We start from the raw sequence: 25,064 nt of genomic DNA on the forward strand, positions 1-25,064 counted from the left end.
CATACTGTTCAGTTCATGTGAACTCAACAGTACAGTTCAGTTGGCTGCTAAGGTCGGCTCATGAGCGTGGACAGCGTCAAACAGCCCCCCAGCGGCCGTCGCGCGGAGATGAAGCGGCAGGCCATCGTCCGAGCCGCTCGTTCGTTGTTCCTGCGGGACGGGTTCGGCGTGGGGATGGACACCATCGCCGCCGAGGCGGGCGTGTCGAAAGTGACCGTCTACAACCACTTCGGCAGCAAGGAAGCCCTGTTCACAGAGGTCATCACGGGCGCGCTCGACGAGCCGCTCGCCGGGGAATCGGCGGCCGCGCTGGAAGGCCTGACGGAGGCCGAGGATCTGAGGAGCGCTCTCGTCGACGCGGCCCGGACCTGGGTCCACGCCGTGCGCACGAACGACGAGGTGACCGCCTTGCGGAACCTCGTCGCCGCGGAGGTCCACCGCTTCCCCGAATTGGGCGAGGCCTGGCGGCATCGCGGCGCGGAGAGCCACCACCCCGCTGTCGCGAGTGCACTGCAGGGCCTGGCCGAGCAGGGCCGGCTGGAGATCTCCGACCTTCAGGTGGCGATCATCCAGTTCTACGGCCTGCTGGTCTTCCCCCACATGGTCTTCAGTTCCTACGGCACGCACATCGACGAGGACCTGACGGACCGTCTCATCGGCGACGGGGTCGCCATGTTCCTGGGGCACTACAGCCCAGCGGGCACCTGAACGCGGGCACGGCGAAGGCGGGGCACCCTGAGAACGAGTTCGGGGCCCGGGCGGTCGAACCCCCCGGGCCCGGAACTCTCCATGCCGGATCCGCGCCCCCCTGTTCCACCGTCCGCCAGCGGCCCGCACCGCGGGCGGACGGAGCCGGGTGGACGGGGTCAGCCGGTCAGCCCGTCAGCAGCTCATGGCCCAGGTGTGGGAGTCTCCGCGGTCGTTGGCGACGCCGTTGTAGCCGACCTCCTCGCCGGGGGTGAGGCAGATCGTCATGTCGCCGCCCTGATAGGCGTCCTCGTAGACCTTGACGTGGTCCTTGACCCCCGGCGCCGAGATGCCGTGGTTGGCCCAGGAGGAGTCGGTGTCGGCGATCCAGCTCTCCCACCAGCCGTCGTCCCCCGACCAGTTGGCACGCTGGCCGGCGAAGTTGGCGTTCTCCCAGACGCAGAACTCGCCGCTCGGGCAGTCCGCCGCGCCGGAGGGTGCGGCGAGGGCCAGTCCGCTTCCGAGGGCGAGGACGACCGCGGCGGCGGAGGTGGCGAGGCGCTTCATGATCACGAGGTGGTTCTGCCTTTCTGTCGGTTCACCGGACGGTCCGCGCGGCGTACAGGGCCGCCGCGCGCTGCAATGCGCGGGTGCGCAGCCGCTGGTAGGTGGTCAGCTGATCGCGCCGGTCGGCGCGGACCCGGTTCAGCAGGGCCGGCTCCAGGCGGCCCCTGAGCCGGGCGAGGCCGCTCGCACGGGCACAGCGCGCGGAGACGGCGGGGTCGGGCCGCTCGGGCCGGGGCCCGTCGGACGGGGTGACGCAGCGGGTCCAACGGGCCCGCGCCGCGTGGTAGCGGGGGTCGCGGTCCATGCGCTGCTGGGCCTCGGCACGGAGGTTGTTGACGACGACACGGCTGCGAAACCAGAGCGGTTGGTCCCCGTACAGCTCGCGCTGCGCGGCGGCCAGGCATCCGTCGGTGTGACCGGTCACGGTGTATCCGGTGGCGAGGGTGACGGACAGCTCGGACCGGCCGGCGCCGAACAGGGCCGCCTGGAGTCGGCGGTCCCGATCGGACGAGCCGGGGCTGTCGGCCGGGGCGTGACGCAGCGTCAGGCCCCGGCCTTCCAGGCAGCGTTCGACGAGCACCTGCTGGGCGGTGTCGATGAGGTCGTCCTTGCCGCGCCCGGTGGTCGGCAGCGACAGCGTCCCGCGCCGGTCCTCGCCGCCTCCGGTCGTCGCGTCCGTGGCGCACCCCGTCAGCGTCAGCGCCCCCAGCAGCGCGAGCAGCACCGGCGTCGTCGGTTTCGTCGCCCGTCGTGGGCTGGGCCGGCTCACGCTTCAGCCGACCTCGCAGCCCATCGTCGTGTCCGCCACCCCGTCGAGCCGGGCGCCCCAGGGCCAGTTGTCGGCCAGGTCGCGGGGACGGATCAGGCGGTAGTGGCAGGTGTCGCGGCCCCAGTCGATGGCGTACACGGCGGTGTCCGCGGTGGAGCGGAAGGACGCGGCCTTGTCGTGCAGGAACTCGGGCACGTCCGTATAGCCCGGTGGTGTGTAGCACCAGGAACTGCCGTGCTGCCCGGCCGCGGTCCAGAAGCACACGTCTCCGGCGCGGCGGGCCTCGGAGGCGGTCGCGGACGGGGCCGCGAGGAGCGCCGAGGCCGCCAGGGCGGTGCCGGCGAGGGCGGCGGCGGGCACGGCGAAGCCACGGAACATGACGACTCCCGGTGGGATGAGGGGACGCCGGGGTCGTCGTGATCACCCGGCGAGGTCAACGTGCCCTCGCGGTATCGGGCCCATGCGCAGTTCCCACCGAATAATGATCTTTGGCGAGGTGTGGGGGCATTCGCGCTCCCCCCGGCTCGCAACGGCGTGAACCCGCAGGTCCGCACGCTCCCCGCCGCCCTCCAGCCCGCCACGCGACCCCGGCCGCCACAGTCGTCGACCGGCATGTCCGGCCGTGGTCCCTGTCGGAGCATGCCGGGACATGCGCGGGACGCATTGCCGAGGCGTATCCCGTGTCGCTCGTGACCGGGGCTCACCGCACGGGCTCACGGCCGGGGGCGAATCCTCTGCAGGCGCGTGCCGTGTCTCGGTCGGGGCCCGCCGACTCTCGCCCCGAGACGCCGCCTCGCAGGCGCGTCACACCTCACGGCCGCGGAGTGCCGTCTCACGGCCGAGCGGCGCTCTCGTCTCACGGCCGGGTGTCCCTGCCCGCTGCCGCTTCCCGAAGCCGGGTGCTGGGGGCGGCGCGCGCGGCCTAGGTGCGCGGCATCCAGGTGAGCTTGTCTCCGCCCACCCAGCGGACCACCTCGGGGTCGTCGAGATCATGGACGGTGATGCCGTAGGCCGCTGCGGTCTCCAGGACGTCGGTGATCGTCTTCGCCGAGCCGACGACCTCGCCGTCGATCTCCATGATCCGGAACGGCGGCGTTCCGGGCTGGACTCCGAGCACCATGATCCGCGGATGGGAAATGTAGGGGCTCGCGATTTCGGTCATGAATAGAGCGTAGAGCGGTTCCGGGGGATCAGCGGCCGAGCGCTGCGGCCATCCGCGTCCGGACCGTACTCCCTCGGGGCATAGTGCGCCTCTGCGTGTTTCGCCCGGCCGGGTGAGCAGCCGGCTGATCAGCCGTGAGCGGCGGGGTCGCCCACGGCGTACGGACGCCACGGTGCTCCGCACGCCCCGCCGTGCGGGGTCACGACGGCTGGGCAACGCTGGAGGAACCGCCCCGGGGCGTGGATCAGGGCCGGAGCGCGGATCAGGACCGGGTCGCGCATCAGGGCCGATACGGTGCGATCAGGAGCGAAGGAGGCGCCGATGGACCCCTTGGAGGCTCTGGACCGCATCGCGTTCCTGCTGGAGCGGTCCCAGGCGCCCACCTATCGCGTCCGGGCCTTCCGCACCGCCGAGTCGGTACTCGCCGGCCTGCCTCCCGGGGGCGTGGTGGAGCGCGCGGCGGCCGGGACGCTGGAGTCGCTCAGGGGGGTCGGCCCGAAGACCGCGCAGGTCGTGCGCGAGGCGCTCGCCGGTGAGGTGCCCGCCTACCTGGAACGTCTGGAGGGCGAGACCGAGGAGCCGCTCGTCCGGGGCGGCGAGGCACTGCAGGCACTGCTGCGCGGAGACTGTCATCTGCACTCCGACTGGTCGGACGGCGGCAGTCCGATCCACGACATGGGCCGGACGGCGGCCCGGCTCGGCCACGAGTGGGCGGTCCTCACGGACCACTCCCCCCGGCTGACCGTGGCCCGCGGGCTCTCCCCGGAGCGGCTGCGCGAGCAGCTGGACGTGGTGGCGGAGCTGAACGAGCGGTGGGCGCCCTTCCGGCTGCTCACCGGCATCGAGTGCGACATCCTCGACGACGGATCGCTCGACCAGGAGCCGGAGTTGCTGGACCGGCTGGACGTCGTGGTCGTGTCGGTGCACTCCAAACTGCGCATGGACGCGCGGTCGATGACCCGGCGCATGGTGGCCGCCGTACGCAATCCGCTGTCGGACGTGCTCGGGCACTGCACGGGCCGTCTCGTCAGCGGGCGCGGCCGGCCCGAGTCGGAGTTCGACGCGGACGCGGTGTTCGCGGCCTGCGCCGAGTCGGGCACGGCCGTGGAGATCAACAGCCGCCCCGAGCGGCTCGACCCGCCCCGCCGGCTGCTGCGCCGGGCGGTCGACGCCGGGGTGCTGTTCTCCCTGGACACCGATGCGCACGCGCCCGGCCAGCTGGACTGGCAGGGGTACGGCTGCGCGCGGGCCGAGGAGTGCGGGGTGCCCGCCGAGCGCGTGGTGACCACCTGGACCGTCGAGGAACTGCTGGCCTGGACCGGGGACCGGGTGACACCGGAGCGTACGAGCCGCGTCTGACGTGTCCTCCGGCGGCACCCGCGCGGGCGCGGAGCCCGACAGGGCGCGGAGCCCGACGGGGCGCGGACCACCGGGACGGACCCCGCCCTGCTGCCCGACGCGACCACCGGGACGGACCCGCCTGCTTCCGCGCACACGTCCGGCAGCGGCCGCACTCCCCCGCGGTCCCCCTGCCCCCCGCCCGTCGCCCCCTGGCGACCGGCCCGTCGGCCCCTCGCGATCCGTCCGTCGAACGGGAGTGCGTGCCGCATGCGCGGATTCCCGGGACGTCGTGATCACCGGGCGGCACAATGGCGTCGACGGTCCGGTGCCGCCCGCGGCGGCCGGTCGGCGGCGACGGTCCCGTGCCGCCCGCGGCGGCCGTACGCGCCCGGGAGGGACCGGGGCGCGCAGGGAGGAGAACGCGTGAGCGACGGCCAGAGCCCATCCGGCGGGTCCCCACGACTGAACACCGGCGTGGCGCACAACGCCCGCGTCTGGAACTACTGGATCGGCGGCAAGGACCACTACGAGGTCGACCAGGCGGTGGGCGACCAGGTCGCGTCCATGTTCCCGGTGATCCGGGAGGTGGCCCGGGCGGACCGGGCCTTCCTCGGCCGCGCCGTCACCCACCTGACGGCCGAACGCGGGGTGCGGCAGTTCCTGGACATCGGCACCGGGCTGCCCACGCTGGACAACACCCATGAGATCGCGCAGCGGATCGCGCCGGAGTCGCGGATCGTGTACGTGGACAACGACCCGATCGTGCTGGTGCACGCCCGCTCGCTGCTGACGAGCACGCCCGAGGGGAGCACCGACTACATCGACGCGGACGTGCACCGCCCGGGCACCATCGTCCAGGGGGCCGCAGCGACCCTCGACCTCACCCGGCCCGTCGCCGTGATGATGCTCGGCATCCTCAACTTCGTCCTCGACACCGAGCAGGCGCGGAACATCGTGCGCACGGTCATGGACGCGGTCCCGTCCGGCAGTTGCCTGGTCCTGACGCACCCCACCACCGACGCCGACCTGGGCGGCGAGGGCAACGTCGAGGCGATGAAGTTCTGGAACGAGAACGCCACCCCGCCGATCACCGCGCGCAGCCGCGCGGAGATCGCGGCGTTCTTCGACGGCCTGGACCTGGTCACGCCGGGGCTCGTCTCGTGCTCGCGATGGCACGCCGACGGGGACTCCGCAGCGGTCGTCCCCCAGTTCGGCGCGGTCGCCGTGAAACCGTGACAGGCCGGGCACAGCACCCGTGACGTAGATCACCATGGCTGGATTCGACCCCGAGGAACACTCGCGGGTAGTTTCCCGTTGAACGATTCGTGGGTGCGGATGGGACAGTGTGCCCGGGCCTCGCCACTTGCCCACAGGGACGATCGTTCGGCTGAAGCCCTGTGGAGCCTCTCGCCGAGAGGCGACCGCCATCCGGCCCCCCACATACGGCCCCGACCGAGATTCCCCCGTCCGGTCGGGGCCTTTGCCTTGCCCGGGCGGGCCGCGCTTGACTTCGAGTCCACTTCACTTCGTAGCGTGCGGAGCATGAGCACTGCACAGCACAAGATCGGTTCTGGTTTCGGTGCCCGGAGCACCGCCGACGACGTCCTGAACGGGATCGACCTCTCCGGAAAGCTCGCGATCGTCACCGGCGGCTACTCGGGCCTCGGGCTGGAGACGACCCGCGCCCTCACCAAGGCGGGCGCCCGGGTCGTCGTCCCGGCCCGTCGCCCGGACACGGCGCGCGAGGCGCTGGACGGCACCGACGCGGTCGAGGTGGAGGAGCTCGACCTCGGCGATCTGGAGAGCGTCCGCGCCTTCGCCGAGCGGTTCCTCGCCTCGGACCGCACCGTCGACCTCGTGATCAACAACGCCGGGATCATGGCCTGCCCCGAGACGCGCGTGGGACCGGGCTGGGAGGCCCAGTTCGCGACCAACCACCTCGGGCACTACGCACTGGTGAACCGGCTCTGGCCGGCGATCGCAGCGGGCGGGGCGCGTGTGGTGTCGGTGTCGTCCGCGGGTCACCACTTCTCCGGCATCCGCTGGGACGACGTGCACTGGGCGAACGGCTACGACAAGTGGGAGGCATACGGCCAGGCGAAGACCGCGAACGTGCTCTTCGCGGTTCACCTGGACAGGCTCGGCCAGGGGTCCGGTGTGCGGGCTTTCGCCCTGCACCCCGGCGGCATCCTCACACCGCTCCAGCGCCACCTCCCGCGCGAGGAGATGGTCGAGCGCGGCTGGATCGACGAGAACGGCACCCCGCTGAACCCCGAGGCCTTCAAGACGCCCGAGCAGGGCGCGGCCACCCAGGTGTGGGCCGCGACCTCGCCGCAGCTGGCCGGCATGGGCGGGGTGTACTGCGAGGACTGCGACATCGCCGAGCCCGCGCCGGCGGACGGCAACCGGGTCGGCGTCTGCGCCCACGCGATCGACCCCGAACAGGCCGCGCGCCTGTGGGAGCTGTCGGCGGAGCTGACCGGGGTGAACGCGTTCGCCTGATCTCCGTACGGCCGGGGCGGGGGGCCCGCCGGTCGGCGGGCCCCCCGCCCCGGAGGCTCAGCGGCCTTCCGCGAACTCCCTGAGGTCCGCGGTCAGTCGGTCGCGGTGTGTGGCGAACAGCCCGTGGCCCGCGTTCTCGTAGACCTTGAAGGTGCTGTCGGGCGCGAGTCCCGCCGCACGGCGGCCGGTCAGCTCGACGGGGGCCGACGCGTCGTGGGTGCCGTGGACGACGAGGACGGGCAGATCGAGCTTGGCGATCTCCGGCGCCACGTTCAGGGTGACGACGAGGTCGCCCAGCGCCGCCCCGGCGCGGGCCGTCGCCCCGTGGCAGCGGTCGACCATCGACTGCACGTAGGCCTCGGAGAGTTCGTTGCCGGGCAGGTCGAGGGCGAAGAACGCGCGGGCGCCGTCCGCGAAGAAGGCGGCCCGGTCGCGGCGGAACTCCGCGTTGCCCGCCTCGACGAGCGCCGGATCGACTCCCGCCGGATGGTCGGCGGAGCGTGCGGGACCCGGCGCCAGGCCCGCCACGAGCGCCACCCGGGCCACCCGCCCGGCGCCGTGCCGGGTCAGGCAGCGCACGACCTCGGCGGTGCCCAGAGAGTGCCCGACCAGCGTCACCTGCCGCAGGTCGAGATGGCGCAGCAGTCCGTCCACGTCGTCGGCGAGGCTGTCCAGGTCGAAGCCGCCCCATACGTCGTCGGACCGGCCGTGCCCGCGCCGGTCGAACCCGACGCACCGGAACCCGGCCTCGGCCAGCGGCAGCATCTGGTACTCCCACATCTCGGTGCCGAAGTAGGAGCTGTTGACGAAGACGATCACCTGTCCGGAGGCGGGACCGTAGTCGACGAAGTGCAGCCGGGTGCCATCGACGGGGCTCTCGAAGTACGGCATGGGAGTCCTCCCGGAATCCAGGTGCGTGACGGGCGGTGCGCTGTGCCCTTCATGGTTCCGGGAGTACGCGGGCGGGTCGATTACCTCAGGGGTCATGGCCTTCGGAGCACGGGGTTCCGTCGCCGGCGATCACTGTGGGGCGCGTTCCTCCAAGGCGGCGCGCCACGCGGGCGACGGACCCTGCCGGACGGGCTCGGCACGCCGTCCGCCCCGTGCGAAGAAGTCGGCGAGGGGCAGGATCGCGGCGCCGACCGTGACGGCGTCCGGGCCGAGTTTGCCGAGGTCGATGGTGACGCGCTCGGCGGGGTAGCGCAGGGAGTACGAGGCCGCGTACCGGCGGACGGCGGGCAGGAAGCGGGAACCGAGCTGGAGGCCGGCCCAGCCGCCGATGAGGATGCGCTCGGGCTGGAAGAGGTTGATCAGGTCCGAGAGGCCGGCGCCGAGGTACTCGGCGGTCTCCTCCAGGACGGCGAGGGCCACGGGGTCGGGCGTGGTGTCCTCGGCGTCCTCGGGGGGGTAGGCCGCGGTGAGCATCGCGGTGAGCGCGGTCTCCTCGTCGGTGTCTTCCGGGGGACGGCCGCCCTCCTCGCGCCAGCGGTCCAGGAGTGCCTCCGCGCCCGCGTACGCCTCCAGGCAGCCGAGGGCCCCGCAGCGGCAGCGGCGTCCCCGGACCCGTACGGTCAGATGACCCCATTCGACGGACCGGCCGTTGTCCACCTCTTCCGTGGCGAGGCAGGCGCCGACACCCGAGCCGAAGAGGACCACGACCGCGTTGCGGGCGCCGCGCCCGGCGCCGAACCACATCTCCGCCTGGCCGAGGGTCCTGGCTCCGTTGTCCGCGAAGTACGGGACGGTGTCGGGGAGTTCACAGGTGGCGCGGAGCAGGGATTCGAGCGGGACGGCGTCCCAGCCGATCGTCTGGCCGTGCACCACGGCTCCGAGGTCCGGGGTGCGGGCGACGATGCCGGGGACGCCGATGCCGACGCCGAGGAGCTGTTCCGGCGCGATGTCCGTCGCGGCGAGCACCTCGGCGATGCCGTCGCGGATGTGGCCGACGATGACCTCGACGTCGTAGCCCTGGCGCTCCAACGGCCTTTCGGTGCGTGCGAGTTCGGTGAGTGTGAGGTCGAAGAGCTCGACGCGGACGCGGGTCTCGCCGACGTCGACGCCGATCATGTGGCCGCTGCCGGGCGCGACGCGCAGCAGGGTCCTGGGACGGCCGCCGTCGGAGTCGACGCTGCCGGCCTCCTCGACCAGTCCGTCGGCGACGAGTTCGGCGACCACGTTGCTGATGGAACCGGAACTCAGCCCGGTGGCCGGGCCCAGTTCGTAGCGGCTCATCGGCCCGTCGAAATACAACCGTTGCAGTACGGCGGTGCGATTGCCCCGCCGCAGGTCACGCACTGTGCGCCCGTTCCGCCCCGCCATGAGATTCCCTTCCGGCCTGCCCGACCTGCAAGATACCCCTGCCCGATCCCTTGACGCGACTTTCTTCCGGGTCTTAACTCACGTCCTAAATTAAGCCATGAGGGGCGTTCGGGAAGTGAACGCGGGCGCCCCTCGTGCCATCCCTCCGGGAAAGGGACACAAGCAGCCATGCGCAGAATCCGAGCCGCGGCCGCCGGTGCGGTCACCATCTCCCTGCTGACCGCCGCGACCGCCTGTGGCGGCGGCTCGTCGACGAGCGGCGGGTCCAACGACTCCCCCAAGACGCTCACCTACTGGGCCTCCAACCAGGGCGCCAGCATCGCGATCGACAAGAAGGTGCTCCAGCCCGAGCTCGACAAGTTCCAGAAGCAGACCGGGATCAAGGTGAAACTGGAGGTCGTCCCCTGGTCCGACCTGCTGAACCGCATCCTCACCGCGACCACCTCCGGTCAGGGTCCGGACGTCCTGAACATAGGCAACACCTGGAGCGCCTCCCTCCAGGCCACCGGAGCCCTGCTGCCGTGGGACGCGAAGAACTTCGGCAAGATCGGCGGCAAGGACCGCTTCGTCGACTCGGCCCTCGGCTCGACCGGCGCCCAGGGCAAGGACCCGGCCGCGGTGCCGCTGTACTCGATGGCGTACGCCCTCTACTACAACAAGAAGATGTTCGCCGACGCGGGCATCGCCAAGCCGCCGGCCACCTGGGACGAGCTGATCGCCGACGGCAAGAAGCTGTCCAAGGGCGGCAAGTGGGGGCTGGGCGCCGAGGGCTCCAACCCGTCCGAGAACATCCACCACGCCTTCGTCTTCGCCAAGCAGCACGGTGCCGACTTCTTCAGCGCGGACGGCAAGGCCGACTTCACCTCCGACGGCGTGGTCGCGGCGGTCAAGCAGTACGTCGACCTGATGGCGAAGGACAAGATCATCGCCCCGGGCAACGCCGAGTACGCGCAGAACCAGTCCGTGGCCGACTTCGCCAAGGGCAAGAACGCGATGCTGCTGTGGCAGTCCGCCTCCGCCAACCTCAAGTCGCAGGGCATGAGCGAGGACTCGTACGGCATCGCCCCGGTGCCCGTGCAGTCCGGCACCCCCGGCACCGGCGCGAACGTCAACTCGATGGTCGCGGGCATCAACCTGGCCGTCTTCAAGAACACCGACAACCTCGACGGTGCCACCGAGTTCGTGAAGTTCATGACCAGCGACGCCGAGCAGAAGATCCTCAACACGGCGTACAGCTCGATCCCGCCGGTCAAGGCCGCGCAGTCCGACGCCACGTTCAACACCCCGTCGAACGCGGTCCTGAAGGACACCCTGGCGCAGAGCGCCGCCGCGCTGCCGCAGGTCGCCGACGAGTCCCAGTTCGAGACCGCCGTCGGCACGGCGATCAAGGAGCTGTTCGCCGACGCGGCCGCCGGCCGTCCGGTGACCGAGGCCTCGGTGAAGGCCAAGCTCGACAAGGCCCAGCAGCAGATGCCGAAGAAGTGAGTGCGAGCACCCACATGACCACCACGACCGCCACCGCAGAGGCGGCCGAGCGGACGGTGCGCAAGAACTCCCCCGGTGCGGCACGCGGCCCGCGCCGCACCGGGCGGATCCGTCGCATCGGGCTGCCGTACCTGCTGCTTCTTCCCGCCCTGGTCCTCGAACTCCTGGTCCACCTGGTGCCGATGGTCATCGGCATCGTGATGAGCTTCAAGGAGCTCACGCAGTTCTACATCCGCGACTGGGGCACCGCGCCCTGGTCCGGCCTCGACAACTACAAGGTGTCGGTCGACTTCGACGCGCCCGTGGGCAAGGCGCTGCTCGACTCGTTCTTCGTCACCGTCACCTTCACGCTGCTGTCGGTCGGCCTGTGCTGGCTGATCGGCTCGGCGGCCGCGATCTACATGCAGGGCACCTTCCGCGGCCGGGGCCTGCTGCGCGCGCTGTTCCTCATCCCGTACGCGCTGCCCGTGTACACGGCCGTGATCACCTGGGTGTTCATGTTCCAGCACGACAACGGCCTGGTGAACCACGTCCTGCACGACCAGCTGCACCTCACCGACAAGCCGTCCTTCTGGCTGATCGGCGACAACAGCTTCGTCGCCCTGCTCACCGTGTCGGTGTGGAAGGGCTGGCCGTTCGCCTTCCTGATCGTGATGGCCGGCCTCCAGAACATCCCGCAGGAGCTCTACGAGGCTGCGGCCCTGGACGGCGCGGGCATGTGGCAGCAGATCCGCCGCATCACGCTGCCGTCGCTCCGCCCGGTCAACCAGGTGCTGGTGCTGGTGCTGTTCCTGTGGACGTTCAACGACTTCAACACGCCGTACGTGCTGTTCGGCAAGACCGCCCCGGAGGCAGCGGACCTCATCTCGGTCCACATCTACCAGGCGTCGTTCGTCACCTGGAACTTCGGCACCGGCTCCGCCATGTCCGTTCTGCTGCTGCTGTTCCTGCTGGTCGTGACGGGTGTCTACCTCCTGCTGACCTCCCGAGGAAGGAAGACGGCCGATGTCTAGCACCGTGACCCGCAGCCGCTCCCCGATGGCGCCGCCCCGGTCCTTCCTCTGGTCCCGGCGGATCTTCCTCACGCTGCTCACCGGGTTCGTCCTGGTGCCGGTGTACGTCATGGTCTCCAGCTCGCTGAAGCCCCTCGCGGACGTCTCGGGGAAGTTCCGCTGGATCCCCAGCGGGCTGACGATCCGCCCGTACATCGACATCTGGTCGACGGTGCCGCTCGCGAAGTACTTCATGAACTCGCTGATCGTGGCCGGCGCCGCGACGGTCTGCTCGGTGGTGATCGCGGTCTTCTCCGCGTACGCCGTGAGCCGCTACTCCTTCCGCGGCAAGCGCGTCTTCACGGTCACCGTGCTGTCGACCCAGATGTTTCCCGGCATCCTCTTCCTGCTGCCGCTGTTCCTCCTCTACGTCAACATCGGGAACGCCACCGGCATCGCCCTGTTCGGGTCGCGCGGCGGGCTGATCCTGACGTACCTCACCTTCTCGCTGCCGTTCTCGATCTGGATGCTCATCGGGTACTTCGACTCGGTGCCGCGCGACCTCGACGAGGCGGCCCTGGTGGACGGCTGCGGACCGCTCGGGGCACTGTTCCGGGTCGTCGTGCCGGCCGCGATCCCCGGCATCGTCGCGGTCGCCGTCTACGCCTTCATGACCGCGTGGGGCGAAGTGCTGTTCGCCTCCGTGATGACCAACGACGCCACCCGCACGCTCGCCGTCGGGCTTCAGGGCTACTCCACGCTCAACGACGTGTACTGGAACCAGATCATGGCCGCCTCGCTCGTCGTCAGCGTCCCCGTGGTCGCCGGCTTCCTGCTCCTGCAGCGCTATCTCGTCGCCGGGCTGACGGCCGGTGCCGTCAAGTGACCGACTCCCCCCATTCCGAGAGGACTTCCGTGACCATCGACCTCGCCGCCCTCCCGCACGACTTCCTGTGGGGCACGGCCACATCGGCGTACCAGATCGAGGGAGCCGTGACGGAGGACGGCCGTTCGCCGTCGATCTGGGACACCTTCTCGCACACGCCCGGCAAGATCGACAACGGCGACGACGGGGACACAGCCTGCGACCACTACCACCGCTGGCGCGAGGACATCGAGCTGATGCGCCGACTCGGCACCAACGCCTACCGGCTGTCCGTCGCCTGGCCGCGCGTGGTGCCGGGCGGTGACGGCCCAGTCAACCCGAAGGGCCTCGACTTCTACGACGCCTTGATCGACGGCCTGCTGGAGGCGGGCATCACCCCGTCGGTGACCCTCTACCACTGGGACCTGCCGCAGGTGCTCCAGGACCGGGGCGGCTGGCCCGCGCGGGACACGGCACAGCACTTCGCGTCGTACGCGGCCGTCGTCGCGCAGCGGCTGGGCGACCGCGTGAAGCACTGGACCACGCTCAACGAGCCGCTGTGCTCCGCCTGGATCGGGCACCTGGAGGGCCGGATGGCCCCGGGCCTGACCGACCTGGCGGTCGCGGTGCGGGCCTCGTACCACCTGCTGCTGGGCCACGGCCTCGCCACCCAGGCCGTCCGCGCCGCCGTCCCCGGCGCCGAGATCGGCATCGTGAACAACCTGGCGAGCGTCGAGCCGGCCACCGACCGTCCCGAGGACGTGGCGGCGGCACGCCGCCTGGACGGGCACACCAACCGCTGGTGGCTGGACCCGGTCCACGGCCGCGGCTTCCCCTCCGACATGCGCGAGGTGTACGGGGTCGAACTGCCCGAGCAGCCGGGCGACCTGGAGACGATGGCGGCGCCGCTGGACTGGCTGGGCCTCAACTACTACTTCCCGTCCACCGTCGCCGACGACCCCACCGGGCCGGCGCCGCGGGTCCGCACGGTCCGCCGTCTCGGCGTACACCGCACGGGCATGGACTGGGAGGTCGAGGCCGACGGCATCGAGCGTCTGCTGCTCCGCCTGACGAAGGACTACGGCGCGCGCAAGCTGTACGTCACGGAGAACGGCTCCGCCTACCCCGACGTGGTGCGCCCCGACGGGACGGTCGACGACCCCGAGCGCGTCGCGTACCTGGAGCAGCACCTCGCCGCCTGCGCCTCCGCGGTTCGCAAGGGCGTTCCGCTCGCGGGCTACTTCGCCTGGTCGCTGCTCGACAACTTCGAGTGGGCGTACGGGTACGACAAGCGCTTCGGGCTCGTGCACGTCGACTACCAGACCCAGCGGCGCACGGTGAAGGGCAGCGGGCACCGCTACGCGGAGATCATCCGCGCGCACGGGGGAAGGGGGCGCAGCGCGGCGTAGGGCCTGTCCGTCCCTGCCCGGCGTCGGCCGCCGGGCAGGCGCGAACGGTCACAGGGCCTGGCCCGCCTCGTCGAGGGCGACGGTCATCTGCGGCGCCACAGCCTCGCGCACCCGGGCGACCCGTGCGTCGCCGGGTGCGCGAGGCACCGTCTCCACGAGCATGATCAGGTAGAGGTAGCTGCGGTAGAGGGCCAGGCGCCGCCGCGCCCCGGCGTCGAACACGAGCTCACCGCCCGCCTCTTGATAACCCATCAGAAAATGCGGATCGCGCTCGATGTCGTCGAGCAGGGCGAGGGAGACGAAGTCGGCGAGCGGGTCGCCCCAGAACATGCGCTCCCCGTCGATCAGCCCGCCGACACGCGGTCCGGAATCCGAGCGCTCCACGAGGATGTTGCCCCGCCACAGGTCGAAGTGGACGAGGCGGGGGACGGTGACCTCGTCCAGCAGGTCGAAGGCGGACTTCGCCGTCCGGGCCACCTCGTCCACGGGCCGGGGCAGCCAGGCGCGAAAGCGGCGGGCGTCGTCGAGCACGGCTTCGTACATGGCGGTGAAGGCGGTGCGCCAGTCGCCGGCCAGGGGGCCGAGCGCGCCGGACGGGTAGCCGAACCCGGGGCCGGTCACCGTGTGCAGACGGGCCACCAGCCCGCCCAACTCCGCGCGCAGCGCGGCCTCCTCGCCCTCGGGCAGGTCGCCCCACGCGGTGCCCGGACAGTGTGTGAGGAGGAGGTGGGCGTCGGAAGGGGGGCCGACGACACGGGGCACGGGAACGCCGGTCGCCGCCGCCGCGCCGCAGAACTCCGCCTCGGAGACGACGAGCCGCCGTTCATGGCTCAGGCCCGGGGCCGTGACCGGCGGCGGGAACTTCACCACGTAGCGGCTGCCGTCGGTGAGACGCAGTTCCTCGACCTCGTTGTACGTCCCGCCCGTGAGGGTCCGGCGACCGGCGAGCAGGCCGGGCGCGAGGCCCGCCCCGTCGAGGACCTGCCGTGCCCGCTCCCAGCCGTCCACCGCCGCCACCACGGTCCCCCCTCGTCGTCCGTGGGCCCACTGTGCCAGGTGGGACGGCGACAGGGGTAGGTACCGCGGCCAGGGACGACTGGGCGCGCTCGAAGATCCTGCTCTCCCGGAGCCACCGGTCACCGCCCGGGTGAGCGGTCAGACCGCCGTTGCTGGTGCCGGCCACGAACTGCGAGCGGTACGAGCCGTCCCGGGCCGTCGCGGCGAGGACCGGGACGCCGCCTACCAGCCGGTGCGGGCGGAAGTTCAGGGCCGCCCGCAGCGCCGGGCCGACGGCCGGGCCGGTCGGACGGGCGGCGGCGTGGCGCAGGGCCCGCTCCCGCGGTGGCGGCCCTCTCGAAATGCACTGGTTCTCCCCTGCGCGGCTAGTTAGCTTAGGGCTCTACCTAGTACCCCTAGGATGTGTCCCGTCCCGGAAGGACTCCCGCATGAGATCACTCACCGAGCAGGACATCCGCACCTCGTTCGTCAACTGCTCCAAGGGGGAGGCGAAGCGCCTCGCCACTCCCCGGAGACTCGACGCACTCCCTTGGGACGACCTGGACTTCCTGGGCTGGCGGGATCCCGGCGCCCCCGACCGCAGCCACCTCGTCACCGAGCGGGACGGGGCGCTCGTCGGCGTCGCGCTGCGCCGCCCCTCCTCGCGGCACGGGTTCCTGCACCACAGCATGTGTTCGCTGTGCCTGACGACCCATCCGGGCGGCGGCGTCTTGCTGATGACGGCCCGCAAGGCCGGCGCGGCGGGCCGCGAGGGCGATTCGGTCGGCGTCTACATCTGCGCCGACCTGGCCTGCTCCCTCTATGTGCGCGGCAAGAGGCTCCCGCCCTCGGGGACCCGCCTGGAGGAGACCCTCACGGTTGCGGAGCAGATCGCCCGGACCGTGCACAACCTGTCGGCGTTCCTGGACAGGGTCACGGGCTGACACGGCCTCACTCGGCGGTCTGCGCTCCCGTCGTCCCGTCGCCGCGGCGCGCGTCGTGCCGGGCCAGCAGGGCGAGCAGATCGGTCACGCTCAGGCTCGCGTCCGCGGGGTGACGCGAGATGGTCCCCGCTTCGATGCGGTAGATGTTGGAGCGTCCCACGCGGGTTCGGGAGAGATACCCCTCCTGCACCAGATCGGAAATGATCTTCTGGACGGCACGTTCCGTGAGCCGGCAGCGGGCGGCCATGTCGCGGATTCGCGTCCGGGGGTTCTCGGCGATCGCGGCGAGCACACGCGCATGGTTGGTGAGGAACGTCCACCCCGAGTGCGCCTTCGGTGCAACAGCCATGCCCCCAGAGTAGGGCGTCGCATTCACGTATACAAAAGGGTGAAACATATTTCCCGTATGTGGTGGCAGGTGACGCGCCCGGCAGGGGGCCCGGCCACGGCAGCGCGCTACGGAAGCCGGGGGCTGCGGGAGCGCGCCGCGAAAGCCCGGGGGCCACGGGAGCGCACTACGGAAACCCAGGGTCCGCGGCGGCCCGGGACGACCCTCCCGGGCCGCCGCGGTCTCAGGCCGCGGCGGGCGTCCAGTGCGGGTCCCGGCCCAGGAAGGCGAGCAGGGTCTCGGCCCGGCCGGAGCCCTCGGGCACCTCACGCACGGGGGCGAACACCCCGAACGAGTCGCGCAGATGGTCGACGAGCCGCCCCGCCGCGAGCCAGATGCCGTCGGCCAGTTCCTCGTCCAGCGGAGCGTCCCGCCCCGCCGCCACCGCGATGTCCCAGGCGTGCACGGCCGCGTCCATGGCGGCCGCCGCGGCGGCCAGGGGCAGCGGCAGCGGCCCCAGCGGGGTCGGCACCTCCGCGGCGTCGGCGGACAGCTGCGCGTACGCGTCCGCGACGCCGCGCAGCACCTTGTCCAGTGCCCCCTGCGCATCGGCCGTCAGCCCGTCGACGGGCTGGAAGGGGTCCGACTCCGGCCGGCCGGCGCCGGTGATCGCGGCGCCGTAGGCCTGCTGGTCGAGCCGCGCGTGATTGAGAACCTGCCGGGCCGTCCACTCGCTGCACGGCGTGGGCGCTCCCCAGGCACCCTCCGGCACGGCCGCGGCGGCCTCCCGCAGGCAGGTGTGTGCCCGGGCGAGCAGTTCGACACCCTGGACGTCGGTCATTGCGGTCCCCTCCCGGTCCTCCGGCTGATGACACCAACCTAGGCCCGATTGCGGACAGGTTCGGTCCGCAATGGAGAAGTTCGGCGCGCCTGTGGAACGGGAACAGGCCAGAGATGCGAGAGGTACAGGGTGAGTGGGCGGCCGGCGTCGCCCGGATGGTGAAGCGGCGACGGGAGCCGGTGGTCCTGCAGACCCTGCGGTCGACCGCCGCCGCGACCATCGCGTACGTCGTGGCCGTGCACCTCAGTCCCGAGCCCGCCCCTCTCACCGCACCCCTCACCGCCCTGCTGGTCGTCCAGGTGACCCTGTACTCCACGATCACCACCGGCGTCCGGCGGGTGAACTCCGTGGTGGCGGGCGTCGTCATCGCGATCGGCTTCAGCAGCCTGGTGGGGCTGACCTGGTGGAGCCTGGGCCTGATCATCCTCGCCTCGCTGATCGCCGGACACCTCGTCCGGGTCAGCGAGTTCGTGCCCGAGGTGGCGATCAGCGCCATGCTGGTCCTCGGTGTGACCCGAGTGGGCGACACCGCGTGGGCCCGCGTCGTCGAGACCCTGATCGGCGCCGTCGTGGGGCTCGGCGCCAACCTCGTCTTCCCGCCGCCGGTGTGGGTCGGCGCGGCCGGTGAGTCGATCGAGGACCTCGCGCGCCGGATGCGCCAGCTGATGCTGCGCGTCGGTGAGCAGGCGGCGGGCCGCACCCCCTTCCGGCTGGCCGCCGAGCGGCTGCACGAGGCTCGCCGCCTCGATCACGACATCGGCGGGGTGGACGCGGCGCTGCGGCAGGCCGAGGACAGTCTCAAGCTCAATCCGCGGGTGCGGGAGGGACTGCTGCACCGGGTGGTGCTGCGCACCGGTCTGGACACCCTGGAGATCTGCACCGTGGTCCTGCGGGTCATCGCACGCAGCCTCACCGACCTCGCCAAGGAACGTGAGCCGGAACCGCTGTTCGAGCCGCAGGCGGGGGCCGTCCTCGAGCAGTTGCTGGCTCAGGTCGCCGACGCCGTCGTCAGCTTCGCCGTGCTGGTGACCAGCGATGTGAGCCGCAGTGCCGCGTCCGCCGAGGAGCGGCTGAGCGCCGAGCTGACCACGGCCGCCTCCACCCGGGACAAGCTGGCGCAGCTGTTCCTGGAGGAGGTCCAGCGCGACGCCCGCCACTGGCAGCTGCGCGGCGCGCTCCTGGCCGAGGTCAACCGTCTCATCGACGAGCTGGACACCGAGCACCGCACCCGAAGGCTTCTGGAGGAGCTGGACCGCTGCGCACGCGAGCAGCGTGAGCGCCGCCCCCGGCTCACCCGGCTGCGGCAGCGGCTGCGCGTGCCGCCGCGGCTGCGCCTCAAGCGGAACCGCCCCGCTGCTTCCCGTCGTTCTAGCTGAGGAGAGCGTGACGACGCCGGGGCGCTCCGGCGCCGGAGCGGTACGACGAGGAGGGGCGGTCGAATGACCGAGGAAGCCGTACGGATCGACGGGAACACGCTGCGACTGCCGGGCGGGGTGCAGGTGCGGTTCATGCGGACCCTGCGACTGCCCGAGACCGGCACGCACGCGCTGCCTCCGGGGCTCGGCGAGTTCCCGGTGCGCCGCGTCGAGGACTACGCGGACACCGTGCCCGCCGCATGGCGGTCACGCGGCGGGGTGATGCTGCCGGTGTATCTGCGCGAGGCGATGTGGCTGAATTTCGCCGGTTCGTCGGAGCCTGCGGCGTTGCAGGTCGGCGTCGGCAAGGTGTGCGCGATCTCGGGCAAGCGGTGGAGCTCCCGTCTCACGCGGAAGCCGCAGAATTACGTGGTACTGCCCCGACAGCCGTGGCTGGACGGCATCAATTCCGGCAAGGGCACGGTCCGCCAGTTCGTGGCGGTGCCGCTGGGTCTGGGGGCCACGGTCGAGGGCCAGGTCACCGGCGAGGAGGTGTGGGGCGGCGTCCAGCTCCAGTCCTTCCCGCTCAATGACGCGGAGCTGGCGGCGTGGCGCGAGGAGGAGCGCCGCCGGGCCCAGGAGCGCAGCTTCATGCCACCGCCCGGCGGTGGGTACGGCGCCGCCTATCCGATGGCCGCACCGGCGGCGCCGGGCGCGGTCCCCGCCCCCGCGGCGGCCCCGGCGGGGCGTGCGCGGAGCGCCCCGGCGATGGGGCTCGGCGTCGGCGGCTCCATGCGCCAGGAGGTCTACCGTGACGACCGGCCGCTCAGGGCCTGGGCCGAGGAACCGGCGGGGCGCGTCTTCGTCCACCTCGTGACGCCGCCCGAGTGGCGCCGGATCACCGGCGAGGCGGCCCCGCCGTCCCCCGTCGACCGCGCCGCCTACACCCGCGCGGGGCTCCCCTGGTTCGACTACTACGACCAGGACGCCGCGGACCTGGCCCCGGCGGACGCGCTGGGTTCGGTGCAGCCGGTGGGCGAGTGGCTGGGCTACGACCACGAGCCCTGGCAGCAGCCCTCGCCGCACCAGATCAAGCCGCTCGGGGACGCGCCGGGCAAGCCGGTCGAGGACGGCGACTGGTAGACCCCAGGGGGCACGGCCGCGCGTTGCGCAGTACGCAACGTGCATTGCCGGTCTTGCATGTGAAGGGTGCCGCACGCCAAGGTGACTGTCACGGCCGAGGCAATCGACACCTGAGGTGCAGGCATGAGCAGTGACGCGCGACCGTCCCCGGTCCAGGGCGGCGGCTGGACCAGGCGCCGCTTCGTGGGCGTGCTCGCGGGAGCCGCCGCCGTGACGACGGTGCCGGCGCCGGCCGCCCCGGGGACGGGGACAACGGGGGCGGCGCCGGCGCCCGCTCCGGCCGCACCCGCGCCGACCGCTTCACGCTCCCCCGCGCACGGCTTCCGCCCCGGTCCGCGCCCGCTGTTCCTCGGCACCTACACCTCGGTCGACGGCGGCGGTACCGGGATCGGCATCGCCTCCTACGACCCGGCGACGGGCCGTGTCACCGGTGCCGGCACCGTCACCGGCGTCGGTGATCCGTCGTACCTCGCACCGCACCCCGACGGCCGCACGCTGTACGCGGTCGACGAACGGGAGGACGGCGGCGTGACGGCCGTGAGGCTGCGCGCGGGCGGCCAGAAACCCTCGGTGCTCGGCACGCGCTCCACCGGCGGTGCGGGTCCCTGCCACCTGTCCGTGCATCCGAGCGGGCGCTGGCTGCTGAGCGCGAACTACGGGTCGGGCAGCGTGGCCGTGCACCCCATCGACGCGTCGGGGGCGCTCGGTGAACGCACCGAGCTGGTCACGCACTCCAGTCCGGCACCCGGGCCGGGCCAACAAGGCCCGCACGCACACCAGTTCATCACCGCACCGGACGGCGACCACGTGCTCGCCGTCGACCTCGGCACCGACACGGTCTACACCTACCGGCTGAACCGGTCGAAGGGCACGCTCACCGAGGTGTCGCAGGCACACACGCGGCCGGGCGCGGGCCCGCGCCACCTCACCTTCCACCCCGACGGCCGCCACGCCTATCTCGCCAACGAGGTCGACAACACCGTCGCGGTCTGCGACTACGACCTGGCCACCGGGCGGCTCACGGTGGGCGATCCGCAGTCCACGGGCACGGGTGGGGGCACGAGTTACCCCGCCCAGATCCTGGTGACGGCGAACGGGGCGTACGCGTATCTCGCCAACCGCGGCCACAACAGCCTGACGCGCTACGCCGTCGAGGCGGACGGCGGCCGGCTGAGGCTGCTGGACACGGTGCCGGTGGGCGGGGACTTCCCACGCCACATCGCGTTCTCCCCGGACGGGCGACTGCTGTTCGCGGCGAACCAGCGGTCGGGCACCGTCAGCGTGTTCCAGGTCGACGCCGCGGACGGCGGGCTGCGGCTCGCGGGCGAGCCGTTCGCCTCACCGGTCGCCGTCTGCGCGCTGCCACAGTAGGGGGCGCGGGCAGGAGGCCGAGCTCGCCTGCGTGAGCAGGACGTGCATGCGTTCGGTGAGCTCGGACACGTCGTCGGCGGGCGTGTGGAAGGGCAGGCGTACGTCGCCGTCGCCACGCGCCCGCTCGATGCGCAGGGTCAGTCCGTGCCGGTCGACGGCGAGCGGCTGGACGCACACCGCGCCGTGCAGGCTGTCCGGCCCGACCAGCCGGGTCAGCCGCTCGACCGCGTCCGGGTGGGCCTCGGCGAGGTGGGTGAGCAGCCGGGCCTCGGCAGTGGCGAGGGGATCGGCGCGGGCGTCGGCGAACTCCTCGAGGTCGAGCACGACCGTCCCGGACGGGCGGCGAAGCACGGCCCGCGTCGGCCGGAAGGCGAGGTGGCCGTCCTCGGGGGCGCACCATCCGGCGAGCCACAGTCGGGCGCGGATGCGGTTGCGCAGCGGTACGGGCGCGGCGTCGGCGAACTCCAGGACGGCGGACGGCTCGCCGCGCGGCGCGCAGATCGCGGCGTCGAGGAGTGCGCTGTCCTCCGGTACGCGCAGGAGCACCCGGCCGTCCGCGGCGACGGTGTGCGCGCCGACGAACGCCTCGCGGCCGCCCTGCGCGGTCACCGCGCAGGACAAGGCCGCGGCGAGCACCGATCGGGCGCATTCCGCCACGCCGGGCGCGGCCGTCCAGGCGTGACGGTCACCCATCAATTCCTCCTTAGGTAAGGCTTGCCTAACCTATCGAAGTTCCGGGCGTACGCCAACCACGCCTCGCCGTTCCTGGACCGCCCCCTCCGGGCGCTGGCCCCGTGAGAGCCGTGCCGCCTCAGGGGTCGATGGCGCCGAGCAGCGCCCGCGCGCACAGGTCACGCACCTGCGCCCGGGTCAGGTCCGCACCTCTGAGCCACTCCAGGCACACGGCCGTGGTGAAGGCCAGCCACCCGCGGACGGCGATCCGGAGTTCGGGGCGCTCCTCGGCCGGCCGGCCGACCTCCGGGTCGGCGGCGAGCGCCTCCAGGATCTGCCGCTCCTGCGCGGCCAGCGCCTGCCGGTAGACCCTGCGCACGGCCTGGTCGCCCGCCGCGTCGGCACGATGGAAGGCACGGAAGCCGTGCGCGTGTTCCTCCACGTAGCCGAGGAAGGTGTCGAGGCCCGCGCCGAGCTGCTCGCGCACCGGAACTCCCGGCACGGCCGCGGTCATCCGCAGCATCCGGCCGCTCTCACGCTCGACCACGGCGGCGAAGAAGTCCCGCTTCGTCGGGAAGTAGTGGTACAGCAGTCCGCGCGAGACGCCGGCGATCTCCGCGACCTGCTCGATCCACACGTCGTCGTACGGGCTCTCCGAGAACAGGCACGCCCCGACCGACAGGAGCTGCTCGCGACGCTCCTCGGTACTGAGCCGCCGCCGTGCGCGTTCCCCCTGCTTCCCCGCCATGCCCGCACTGTACTTGACGTCGGTTCAATAACGGGACCAGACTGCGTTCCGCTATTGAACCCACGTACAACAGACTCAACCCGTCCCAGGCACAAGGGAGATGGCTGATGGCTCGGACGACGGAGGACGCGCTCCCCAGGGGGTTCCGCAGCGCTGAGCTGGGCTGGCCGGAGCTGTACCGCATCCCGCACCCGCCGCGCCGTGTCCCGCTGGCAGGCGACGTGCTGGGCGTGAGTCCGCGCTCCCCGGTCCAGGACTCCATGCGCATCGGACACCTGCTCGGGCCGATCTTCCGGCGCAAGATCTTCGGCAAGGAGATCGTCTTCGTCTGGGGCGCGGACCTCGCCGCCGACCTGGCGGACGAGGCACGGTTCGCCAAGCACGTGGGCCTGGGCGTCGCGAACCTGCGCCCGGTGGCCGGGGACGGTCTGTTCACCGCCTACAACCACGAGCCCAACTGGCAGCTGGCGCACGACGTCCTCGCCCCCGGCTTCAGCCGCGAAGCCATGGAGGGCTACCACCCGATGATGGTGGCCGTCACCGAGCGGCTGACGGACCACTGGGACCGGGAGCAGGCGGCGGGACGTGCGGTGGACGTGCCGGGCGACATGACGAAGCTGACCCTGGAGACGATCGCCCGGACCGGCTTCGACCACGACTTCGGCTCCTTCGAACGCTCCCGGCCGCACCCCTTCGTGAACGCCATGGTGGGCACGCTGACGTACGCGCAGCGGCTCAACAGCGTCCCCGGCCCCCTGGCCCCCCTGCTGCTGCGTGGCGCCGCACGCCGCAACGAGGCGGACATCGCGTATCTCAACCGCACGGTGGACGCGGTGGTCGCGTCCCGTCGCTCCGGCGGCGGTGACGGCGACCTGCTCGACCGGATGCTGGACACCGCCCACCCCGAGACCGGTGAACGGCTGGCGCCGGAGAACATCCGGCGGCAGGTCATCACCTTCCTGGTCGCGGGACACGAGACCACGTCGGGCGCGCTGTCCTTCGCCCTGCACTACCTCGCGCTGCACCCGCCGGTCGCGGCGCGCGCCCGTGCCGAGGTCGACCGTGTCTGGGGGGACACGGACCGTCCCGGCTACGACCAGGTCGCCAAGCTGCGCTACGTCCGCCGCGTCCTGGACGAGGCACTGCGCCTGTGGCCGACGGCACCCGCCTTCGCGCGCGAGGCCCGGCAGGACACCGTGCTCGGTGACGTCCATCCGATGCGGCGGGGCGCCTGGACGCTGGTCCTGACGGCGATGCTGCACCGCGACCCGGACGTGTGGGGTGCCGACGCCGGGCAGTTCGACCCCGACCGTTTCGACGCGAAGGCGGTACGGGCCCGGCCCGCGCACACTTTCAAACCGTTCGGCACCGGGGCGCGGGCCTGTATCGGCCGTCAGTTCGCCCTGCATGAGGCGACGCTGGTCCTCGGGCTGCTGCTGCGCCGCTACGAGCTGCTGCCCGACCCCGGGTACCGGCTGCGGGTCGCGGAGCGGCTGACATTGATGCCGCAGGGGCTGCGGCTGCGACTGGAGCGGCGTGCTCCGGCCCGGCGGGAGGCCTCAGCCGCGGGCGGTCCAGTGGCCCGGGCGGGTGACTGACTCCGGAAGCCCGGTGCGCGCGCTGCCGCGGGCCGCGTTCAGCTGCGGCTGGGTCAGGAAGAACGCGCCGGTCAGGTCGGCGTCCGTGAGGTCGGCGTCCCGCAGGTCGGCGCCGATCAGGTCCGCGCCGCGCAGATCGGCGCCGGTCAGGTCGGCGGCGATGAGGTAGGCCCCCCGCAGGTCGGCGCCCCGCAGGTCCGCGCCCTTGAGGCGGGCGCCCATCAGGTCGGCGCCGCGGCGGTCCTTCTTCCGGCCGCTGCCCACTCCGGCGCGGGCGAGCTCGCTGACCCGCAGCAGGAGCACGTTGACCTCCCGGCGGTGGGCGCCCACGTCCAGGCCGGCCAGCTCCTGCGGGCTCAGGCGGGTGAGCCGCTCCGTCTCGTCGAGCGCGCGTCGCGCGTCCGCGTGGACCGGCCGGGCGGCGGGGAGCGTCAGGGACTCGCTGAGGTACCACAGGAGTTCGTGGAGCTGCCGGACGACCGGAAACACGTCGAACATCTGCCGGGCGCGTGCTGCGGAGCCCGAGCGCCAGTCCTGGCCGCCGAACGTGACCTGGGAGACCTTCTGCCCCGCGCCGAAGCAGTCGTACACCGTGCAGCCGGTGAAGCCCTCCTGGCGCAGCCGCGTGTGGATGCCGCAGCGGAAGTCCGTCTTCAGGTTCGGGCAGGGTCTGCCCGCGTCCTTGTCCAGGGCGAAGTCCGCGGAGCGGGAGAACGGCAGGGCGACGCAGCACAGCCCGAAGCACTCACCGCAGTCGGCCTTGAGCAGTTCCAGCCGCCGCGCGGGGGCCGCTCCCCTGTCTTCTCGCATGCGCCCAGCGTACTGAGCCGATCGGACCGCCCTGAACTGGGGCGACGCCCTCATCCGGCCACTCGTCCACCCGGCCGCGGCGTGCCGTCACGGTGCCGAACGCGCCACCGCCCGTCCTCCACGCGCGGTGACGCGGGCCGAGCGCGCCCCGGTCCAGCCA

General features: G+C 72.2%; 25 protein-coding genes and 1 pseudogene. 13 read left to right on the forward strand and 13 right to left on the reverse strand.

Going from position 1 to position 25,064, the window contains the following annotated elements:
* Positions 1 to 60: 60 nt before the first annotated feature.
* Positions 61 to 708 carry a TetR/AcrR family transcriptional regulator gene (locus H305_RS0100480; protein ID WP_028798659.1) on the forward strand — a complete coding sequence of 216 codons (648 nt, stop codon included), beginning with the start codon at positions 61 to 63 and terminating at the stop codon, positions 706 to 708.
* 174 nt (positions 709 to 882) lie between these two features.
* Here the strand turns inward: H305_RS0100480 and H305_RS0100485 are convergent, their stop codons facing one another.
* The 4 genes from H305_RS0100485 to H305_RS0100500 form a co-directional block, all read right to left on the reverse strand.
* On the reverse strand, positions 883 to 1,254 hold the full coding sequence (locus tag H305_RS0100485) for a peptidase inhibitor family I36 protein (RefSeq protein ID WP_028798660.1): 372 nt from the start codon (positions 1,252 to 1,254) through the stop codon (positions 883 to 885).
* A 31-nt stretch (positions 1,255 to 1,285) separates the two neighbouring features.
* The gene (locus H305_RS44105; protein WP_158690460.1) at positions 1,286 to 2,023 is read right to left on the reverse strand and encodes a hypothetical protein; all 738 of its coding nucleotides are present in this window, start codon (positions 2,021 to 2,023) and stop codon (positions 1,286 to 1,288) included.
* A 3-nt stretch (positions 2,024 to 2,026) separates the two neighbouring features.
* Positions 2,027 to 2,401, reverse strand: coding sequence for a hypothetical protein (locus H305_RS0100495; protein WP_028798661.1), 375 nt, complete (start codon positions 2,399 to 2,401; stop codon positions 2,027 to 2,029).
* 544 nt (positions 2,402 to 2,945) lie between these two features.
* On the reverse strand, positions 2,946 to 3,185 hold the full coding sequence (locus H305_RS0100500) for a hypothetical protein (RefSeq protein ID WP_028798662.1): 240 nt from the start codon (positions 3,183 to 3,185) through the stop codon (positions 2,946 to 2,948).
* A gap of 321 nt (positions 3,186 to 3,506) precedes the next feature.
* Between H305_RS0100500 and H305_RS0100505 the strand changes: the two genes are divergently transcribed.
* The 3 genes from H305_RS0100505 (at position 3,507) to H305_RS0100515 (ending at position 7,028) form a co-directional block, all read left to right on the forward strand.
* The gene (locus H305_RS0100505) at positions 3,507 to 4,544 is read left to right on the forward strand and encodes a PHP domain-containing protein (RefSeq protein ID WP_028798663.1); all 1,038 of its coding nucleotides are present in this window, start codon (positions 3,507 to 3,509) and stop codon (positions 4,542 to 4,544) included.
* Between the two features lie 405 nt (positions 4,545 to 4,949).
* Complete coding sequence (locus H305_RS0100510; RefSeq protein WP_028798664.1) at positions 4,950 to 5,762, forward strand: SAM-dependent methyltransferase; 813 nt, start codon at positions 4,950 to 4,952, stop codon at positions 5,760 to 5,762.
* Between the two features lie 306 nt (positions 5,763 to 6,068).
* A complete protein-coding gene (locus H305_RS0100515) occupies positions 6,069 to 7,028 on the forward strand; it encodes an SDR family NAD(P)-dependent oxidoreductase (protein WP_028798665.1) in 960 nt (319 codons plus the stop codon).
* A gap of 57 nt (positions 7,029 to 7,085) precedes the next feature.
* On the opposite strand, the gene H305_RS0100520 is transcribed toward H305_RS0100515, so the two are convergent.
* Positions 7,086 to 7,919, reverse strand: coding sequence for an alpha/beta fold hydrolase (locus H305_RS0100520; RefSeq protein WP_028798666.1), 834 nt, complete (start codon positions 7,917 to 7,919; stop codon positions 7,086 to 7,088).
* Between the two features lie 129 nt (positions 7,920 to 8,048).
* Entirely contained in the window at positions 8,049 to 9,347 is a 1,299-nt protein-coding gene (locus tag H305_RS0100525; protein ID WP_028798667.1) for an ROK family transcriptional regulator, read from the reverse strand.
* A gap of 168 nt (positions 9,348 to 9,515) precedes the next feature.
* On the opposite strand from H305_RS0100525, the gene H305_RS0100530 reads away from it, so the two are divergent.
* From H305_RS0100530 to H305_RS0100545, 4 genes are read left to right on the forward strand one after another with little or no spacing between them, the layout of a single operon-like run.
* Positions 9,516 to 10,832, forward strand: a complete 1,317-nt coding sequence (locus tag H305_RS0100530) for an ABC transporter substrate-binding protein (RefSeq protein WP_028798668.1) — start codon at positions 9,516 to 9,518, stop codon at positions 10,830 to 10,832.
* Between the two features lie 14 nt (positions 10,833 to 10,846).
* Positions 10,847 to 11,845, forward strand: coding sequence for a carbohydrate ABC transporter permease (locus tag H305_RS0100535; RefSeq protein ID WP_028798669.1), 999 nt, complete (start codon positions 10,847 to 10,849; stop codon positions 11,843 to 11,845).
* The gene (locus tag H305_RS0100540) at positions 11,838 to 12,710 is read left to right on the forward strand and encodes a carbohydrate ABC transporter permease (RefSeq protein WP_078628812.1); all 873 of its coding nucleotides are present in this window, start codon (positions 11,838 to 11,840) and stop codon (positions 12,708 to 12,710) included. Before H305_RS0100535 ends, H305_RS0100540 begins: the two co-directional genes overlap by 8 nt.
* A 29-nt stretch (positions 12,711 to 12,739) precedes the next feature.
* A complete protein-coding gene (locus H305_RS0100545; protein ID WP_028798671.1) occupies positions 12,740 to 14,098 on the forward strand; it encodes a GH1 family beta-glucosidase in 1,359 nt (452 codons plus the stop codon).
* A gap of 48 nt (positions 14,099 to 14,146) precedes the next feature.
* Here the strand turns inward: H305_RS0100545 and H305_RS0100550 are convergent, their stop codons facing one another.
* Together H305_RS0100550 and H305_RS49910 are read right to left on the reverse strand one after the other, a co-directional pair.
* Entirely contained in the window at positions 14,147 to 15,106 is a 960-nt protein-coding gene (locus H305_RS0100550) for a phosphotransferase family protein (protein WP_028798672.1), read from the reverse strand.
* 145 nt (positions 15,107 to 15,251) lie between these two features.
* A pseudogene (locus H305_RS49910) lies at positions 15,252 to 15,458 on the reverse strand (DUF3626 domain-containing protein); the annotation flags it as partial.
* Between the two features lie 85 nt (positions 15,459 to 15,543).
* Here H305_RS49910 and H305_RS0100555 point away from each other — a divergent pair.
* Positions 15,544 to 16,038, forward strand: coding sequence for an FBP domain-containing protein (locus tag H305_RS0100555; protein ID WP_028798673.1), 495 nt, complete (start codon positions 15,544 to 15,546; stop codon positions 16,036 to 16,038).
* A 7-nt stretch (positions 16,039 to 16,045) separates the two neighbouring features.
* Here the strand turns inward: H305_RS0100555 and H305_RS0100560 are convergent, their stop codons facing one another.
* A complete protein-coding gene (locus H305_RS0100560; protein ID WP_028798674.1) occupies positions 16,046 to 16,387 on the reverse strand; it encodes a helix-turn-helix transcriptional regulator in 342 nt (113 codons plus the stop codon).
* 223 nt (positions 16,388 to 16,610) lie between these two features.
* Positions 16,611 to 17,207, reverse strand: coding sequence for a TIGR03086 family metal-binding protein (locus tag H305_RS0100565; RefSeq protein ID WP_028798675.1), 597 nt, complete (start codon positions 17,205 to 17,207; stop codon positions 16,611 to 16,613).
* 113 nt (positions 17,208 to 17,320) lie between these two features.
* Between H305_RS0100565 and H305_RS0100570 the strand changes: the two genes are divergently transcribed.
* The 3 genes from H305_RS0100570 to H305_RS0100580 all read left to right on the forward strand — a co-directional run bounded on the left by H305_RS0100570 (position 17,321) and on the right by H305_RS0100580 (position 21,076).
* Positions 17,321 to 18,583: an FUSC family protein gene (locus H305_RS0100570; RefSeq protein WP_028798676.1), complete on the forward strand. Its 1,263-nt coding sequence runs from the start codon at positions 17,321 to 17,323 to the stop codon at positions 18,581 to 18,583.
* 63 nt (positions 18,584 to 18,646) lie between these two features.
* Entirely contained in the window at positions 18,647 to 19,705 is a 1,059-nt protein-coding gene (locus H305_RS0100575) for a hypothetical protein (protein ID WP_028798677.1), read from the forward strand.
* A gap of 123 nt (positions 19,706 to 19,828) precedes the next feature.
* Positions 19,829 to 21,076, forward strand: a complete 1,248-nt coding sequence (locus H305_RS0100580; RefSeq protein WP_028798678.1) for a lactonase family protein — start codon at positions 19,829 to 19,831, stop codon at positions 21,074 to 21,076.
* Here H305_RS0100580 and H305_RS0100585 read toward each other — a convergent pair.
* Complete coding sequence (locus H305_RS0100585) at positions 21,044 to 21,769, reverse strand: DUF2470 domain-containing protein (protein WP_028798679.1); 726 nt, start codon at positions 21,767 to 21,769, stop codon at positions 21,044 to 21,046. The genes H305_RS0100580 and H305_RS0100585 overlap by 33 nt on opposite strands.
* Before the next feature lie 118 nt (positions 21,770 to 21,887).
* Positions 21,888 to 22,496, reverse strand: a complete 609-nt coding sequence (locus H305_RS0100590; protein ID WP_028798680.1) for a TetR/AcrR family transcriptional regulator — start codon at positions 22,494 to 22,496, stop codon at positions 21,888 to 21,890.
* Between the two features lie 107 nt (positions 22,497 to 22,603).
* Here H305_RS0100590 and H305_RS0100595 point away from each other — a divergent pair, with 107 nt between their 5' ends.
* Positions 22,604 to 24,094: a cytochrome P450 gene (locus H305_RS0100595; protein ID WP_028798681.1), complete on the forward strand. Its 1,491-nt coding sequence runs from the start codon at positions 22,604 to 22,606 to the stop codon at positions 24,092 to 24,094.
* On the opposite strand, the gene H305_RS0100600 is transcribed toward H305_RS0100595, so the two are convergent.
* Positions 24,056 to 24,904 (reverse strand): pentapeptide repeat-containing protein, encoded by an 849-nt coding sequence (locus tag H305_RS0100600; protein ID WP_028798682.1) that lies wholly within the window; start codon positions 24,902 to 24,904, stop codon positions 24,056 to 24,058. The two genes, H305_RS0100595 and H305_RS0100600, sit on opposite strands and share 39 nt — an antisense overlap.
* Positions 24,905 to 25,064 lie beyond the last annotated feature (160 nt).

The organism is Streptomyces sp. 142MFCol3.1 (assembly GCF_000424945.1).
In the GTDB taxonomy this organism is placed as follows: domain Bacteria; phylum Actinomycetota; class Actinomycetes; order Streptomycetales; family Streptomycetaceae; genus Streptomyces; species Streptomyces siamensis.

Bases quoted from the DNA above. Each gene is read 5' to 3' on its own strand.
- H305_RS0100480 (WP_028798659.1), top strand. From the start codon at position 61: ATGAGCGTGGACAGCGTCAAACAGCCCCCCAGCGGCCGTCGCGCGGAG.
- H305_RS0100485 (WP_028798660.1), bottom strand. From the start codon at position 1,254: ATGAAGCGCCTCGCCACCTCCGCCGCCGCGGTCGTCCTCGCCCTCGGA.
- H305_RS0100495 (WP_028798661.1), bottom strand. From the start codon at position 2,401: ATGTTCCGTGGCTTCGCCGTGCCCGCCGCCGCCCTCGCCGGCACCGCC.
- H305_RS0100500 (WP_028798662.1), bottom strand. From the start codon at position 3,185: ATGACCGAAATCGCGAGCCCCTACATTTCCCATCCGCGGATCATGGTG.
- H305_RS0100505 (WP_028798663.1), top strand. From the start codon at position 3,507: ATGGACCCCTTGGAGGCTCTGGACCGCATCGCGTTCCTGCTGGAGCGG.
- H305_RS0100515 (WP_028798665.1), top strand. From the start codon at position 6,069: ATGAGCACTGCACAGCACAAGATCGGTTCTGGTTTCGGTGCCCGGAGC.
- H305_RS0100520 (WP_028798666.1), bottom strand. From the start codon at position 7,919: ATGCCGTACTTCGAGAGCCCCGTCGATGGCACCCGGCTGCACTTCGTC.
- H305_RS0100525 (WP_028798667.1), bottom strand. From the start codon at position 9,347: ATGGCGGGGCGGAACGGGCGCACAGTGCGTGACCTGCGGCGGGGCAAT.
- H305_RS0100530 (WP_028798668.1), top strand. From the start codon at position 9,516: ATGCGCAGAATCCGAGCCGCGGCCGCCGGTGCGGTCACCATCTCCCTG.
- H305_RS0100535 (WP_028798669.1), top strand. From the start codon at position 10,847: ATGACCACCACGACCGCCACCGCAGAGGCGGCCGAGCGGACGGTGCGC.
- H305_RS0100540 (WP_078628812.1), top strand. From the start codon at position 11,838: ATGTCTAGCACCGTGACCCGCAGCCGCTCCCCGATGGCGCCGCCCCGG.
- H305_RS0100555 (WP_028798673.1), top strand. From the start codon at position 15,544: ATGAGATCACTCACCGAGCAGGACATCCGCACCTCGTTCGTCAACTGC.
- H305_RS0100560 (WP_028798674.1), bottom strand. From the start codon at position 16,387: ATGGCTGTTGCACCGAAGGCGCACTCGGGGTGGACGTTCCTCACCAAC.
- H305_RS0100565 (WP_028798675.1), bottom strand. From the start codon at position 17,207: ATGACCGACGTCCAGGGTGTCGAACTGCTCGCCCGGGCACACACCTGC.
- H305_RS0100570 (WP_028798676.1), top strand. From the start codon at position 17,321: ATGCGAGAGGTACAGGGTGAGTGGGCGGCCGGCGTCGCCCGGATGGTG.
- H305_RS0100575 (WP_028798677.1), top strand. From the start codon at position 18,647: ATGACCGAGGAAGCCGTACGGATCGACGGGAACACGCTGCGACTGCCG.
- H305_RS0100580 (WP_028798678.1), top strand. From the start codon at position 19,829: ATGAGCAGTGACGCGCGACCGTCCCCGGTCCAGGGCGGCGGCTGGACC.
- H305_RS0100585 (WP_028798679.1), bottom strand. From the start codon at position 21,769: ATGGGTGACCGTCACGCCTGGACGGCCGCGCCCGGCGTGGCGGAATGC.
- H305_RS0100590 (WP_028798680.1), bottom strand. From the start codon at position 22,496: ATGGCGGGGAAGCAGGGGGAACGCGCACGGCGGCGGCTCAGTACCGAG.
- H305_RS0100595 (WP_028798681.1), top strand. From the start codon at position 22,604: ATGGCTCGGACGACGGAGGACGCGCTCCCCAGGGGGTTCCGCAGCGCT.
- H305_RS0100600 (WP_028798682.1), bottom strand. From the start codon at position 24,904: ATGCGAGAAGACAGGGGAGCGGCCCCCGCGCGGCGGCTGGAACTGCTC.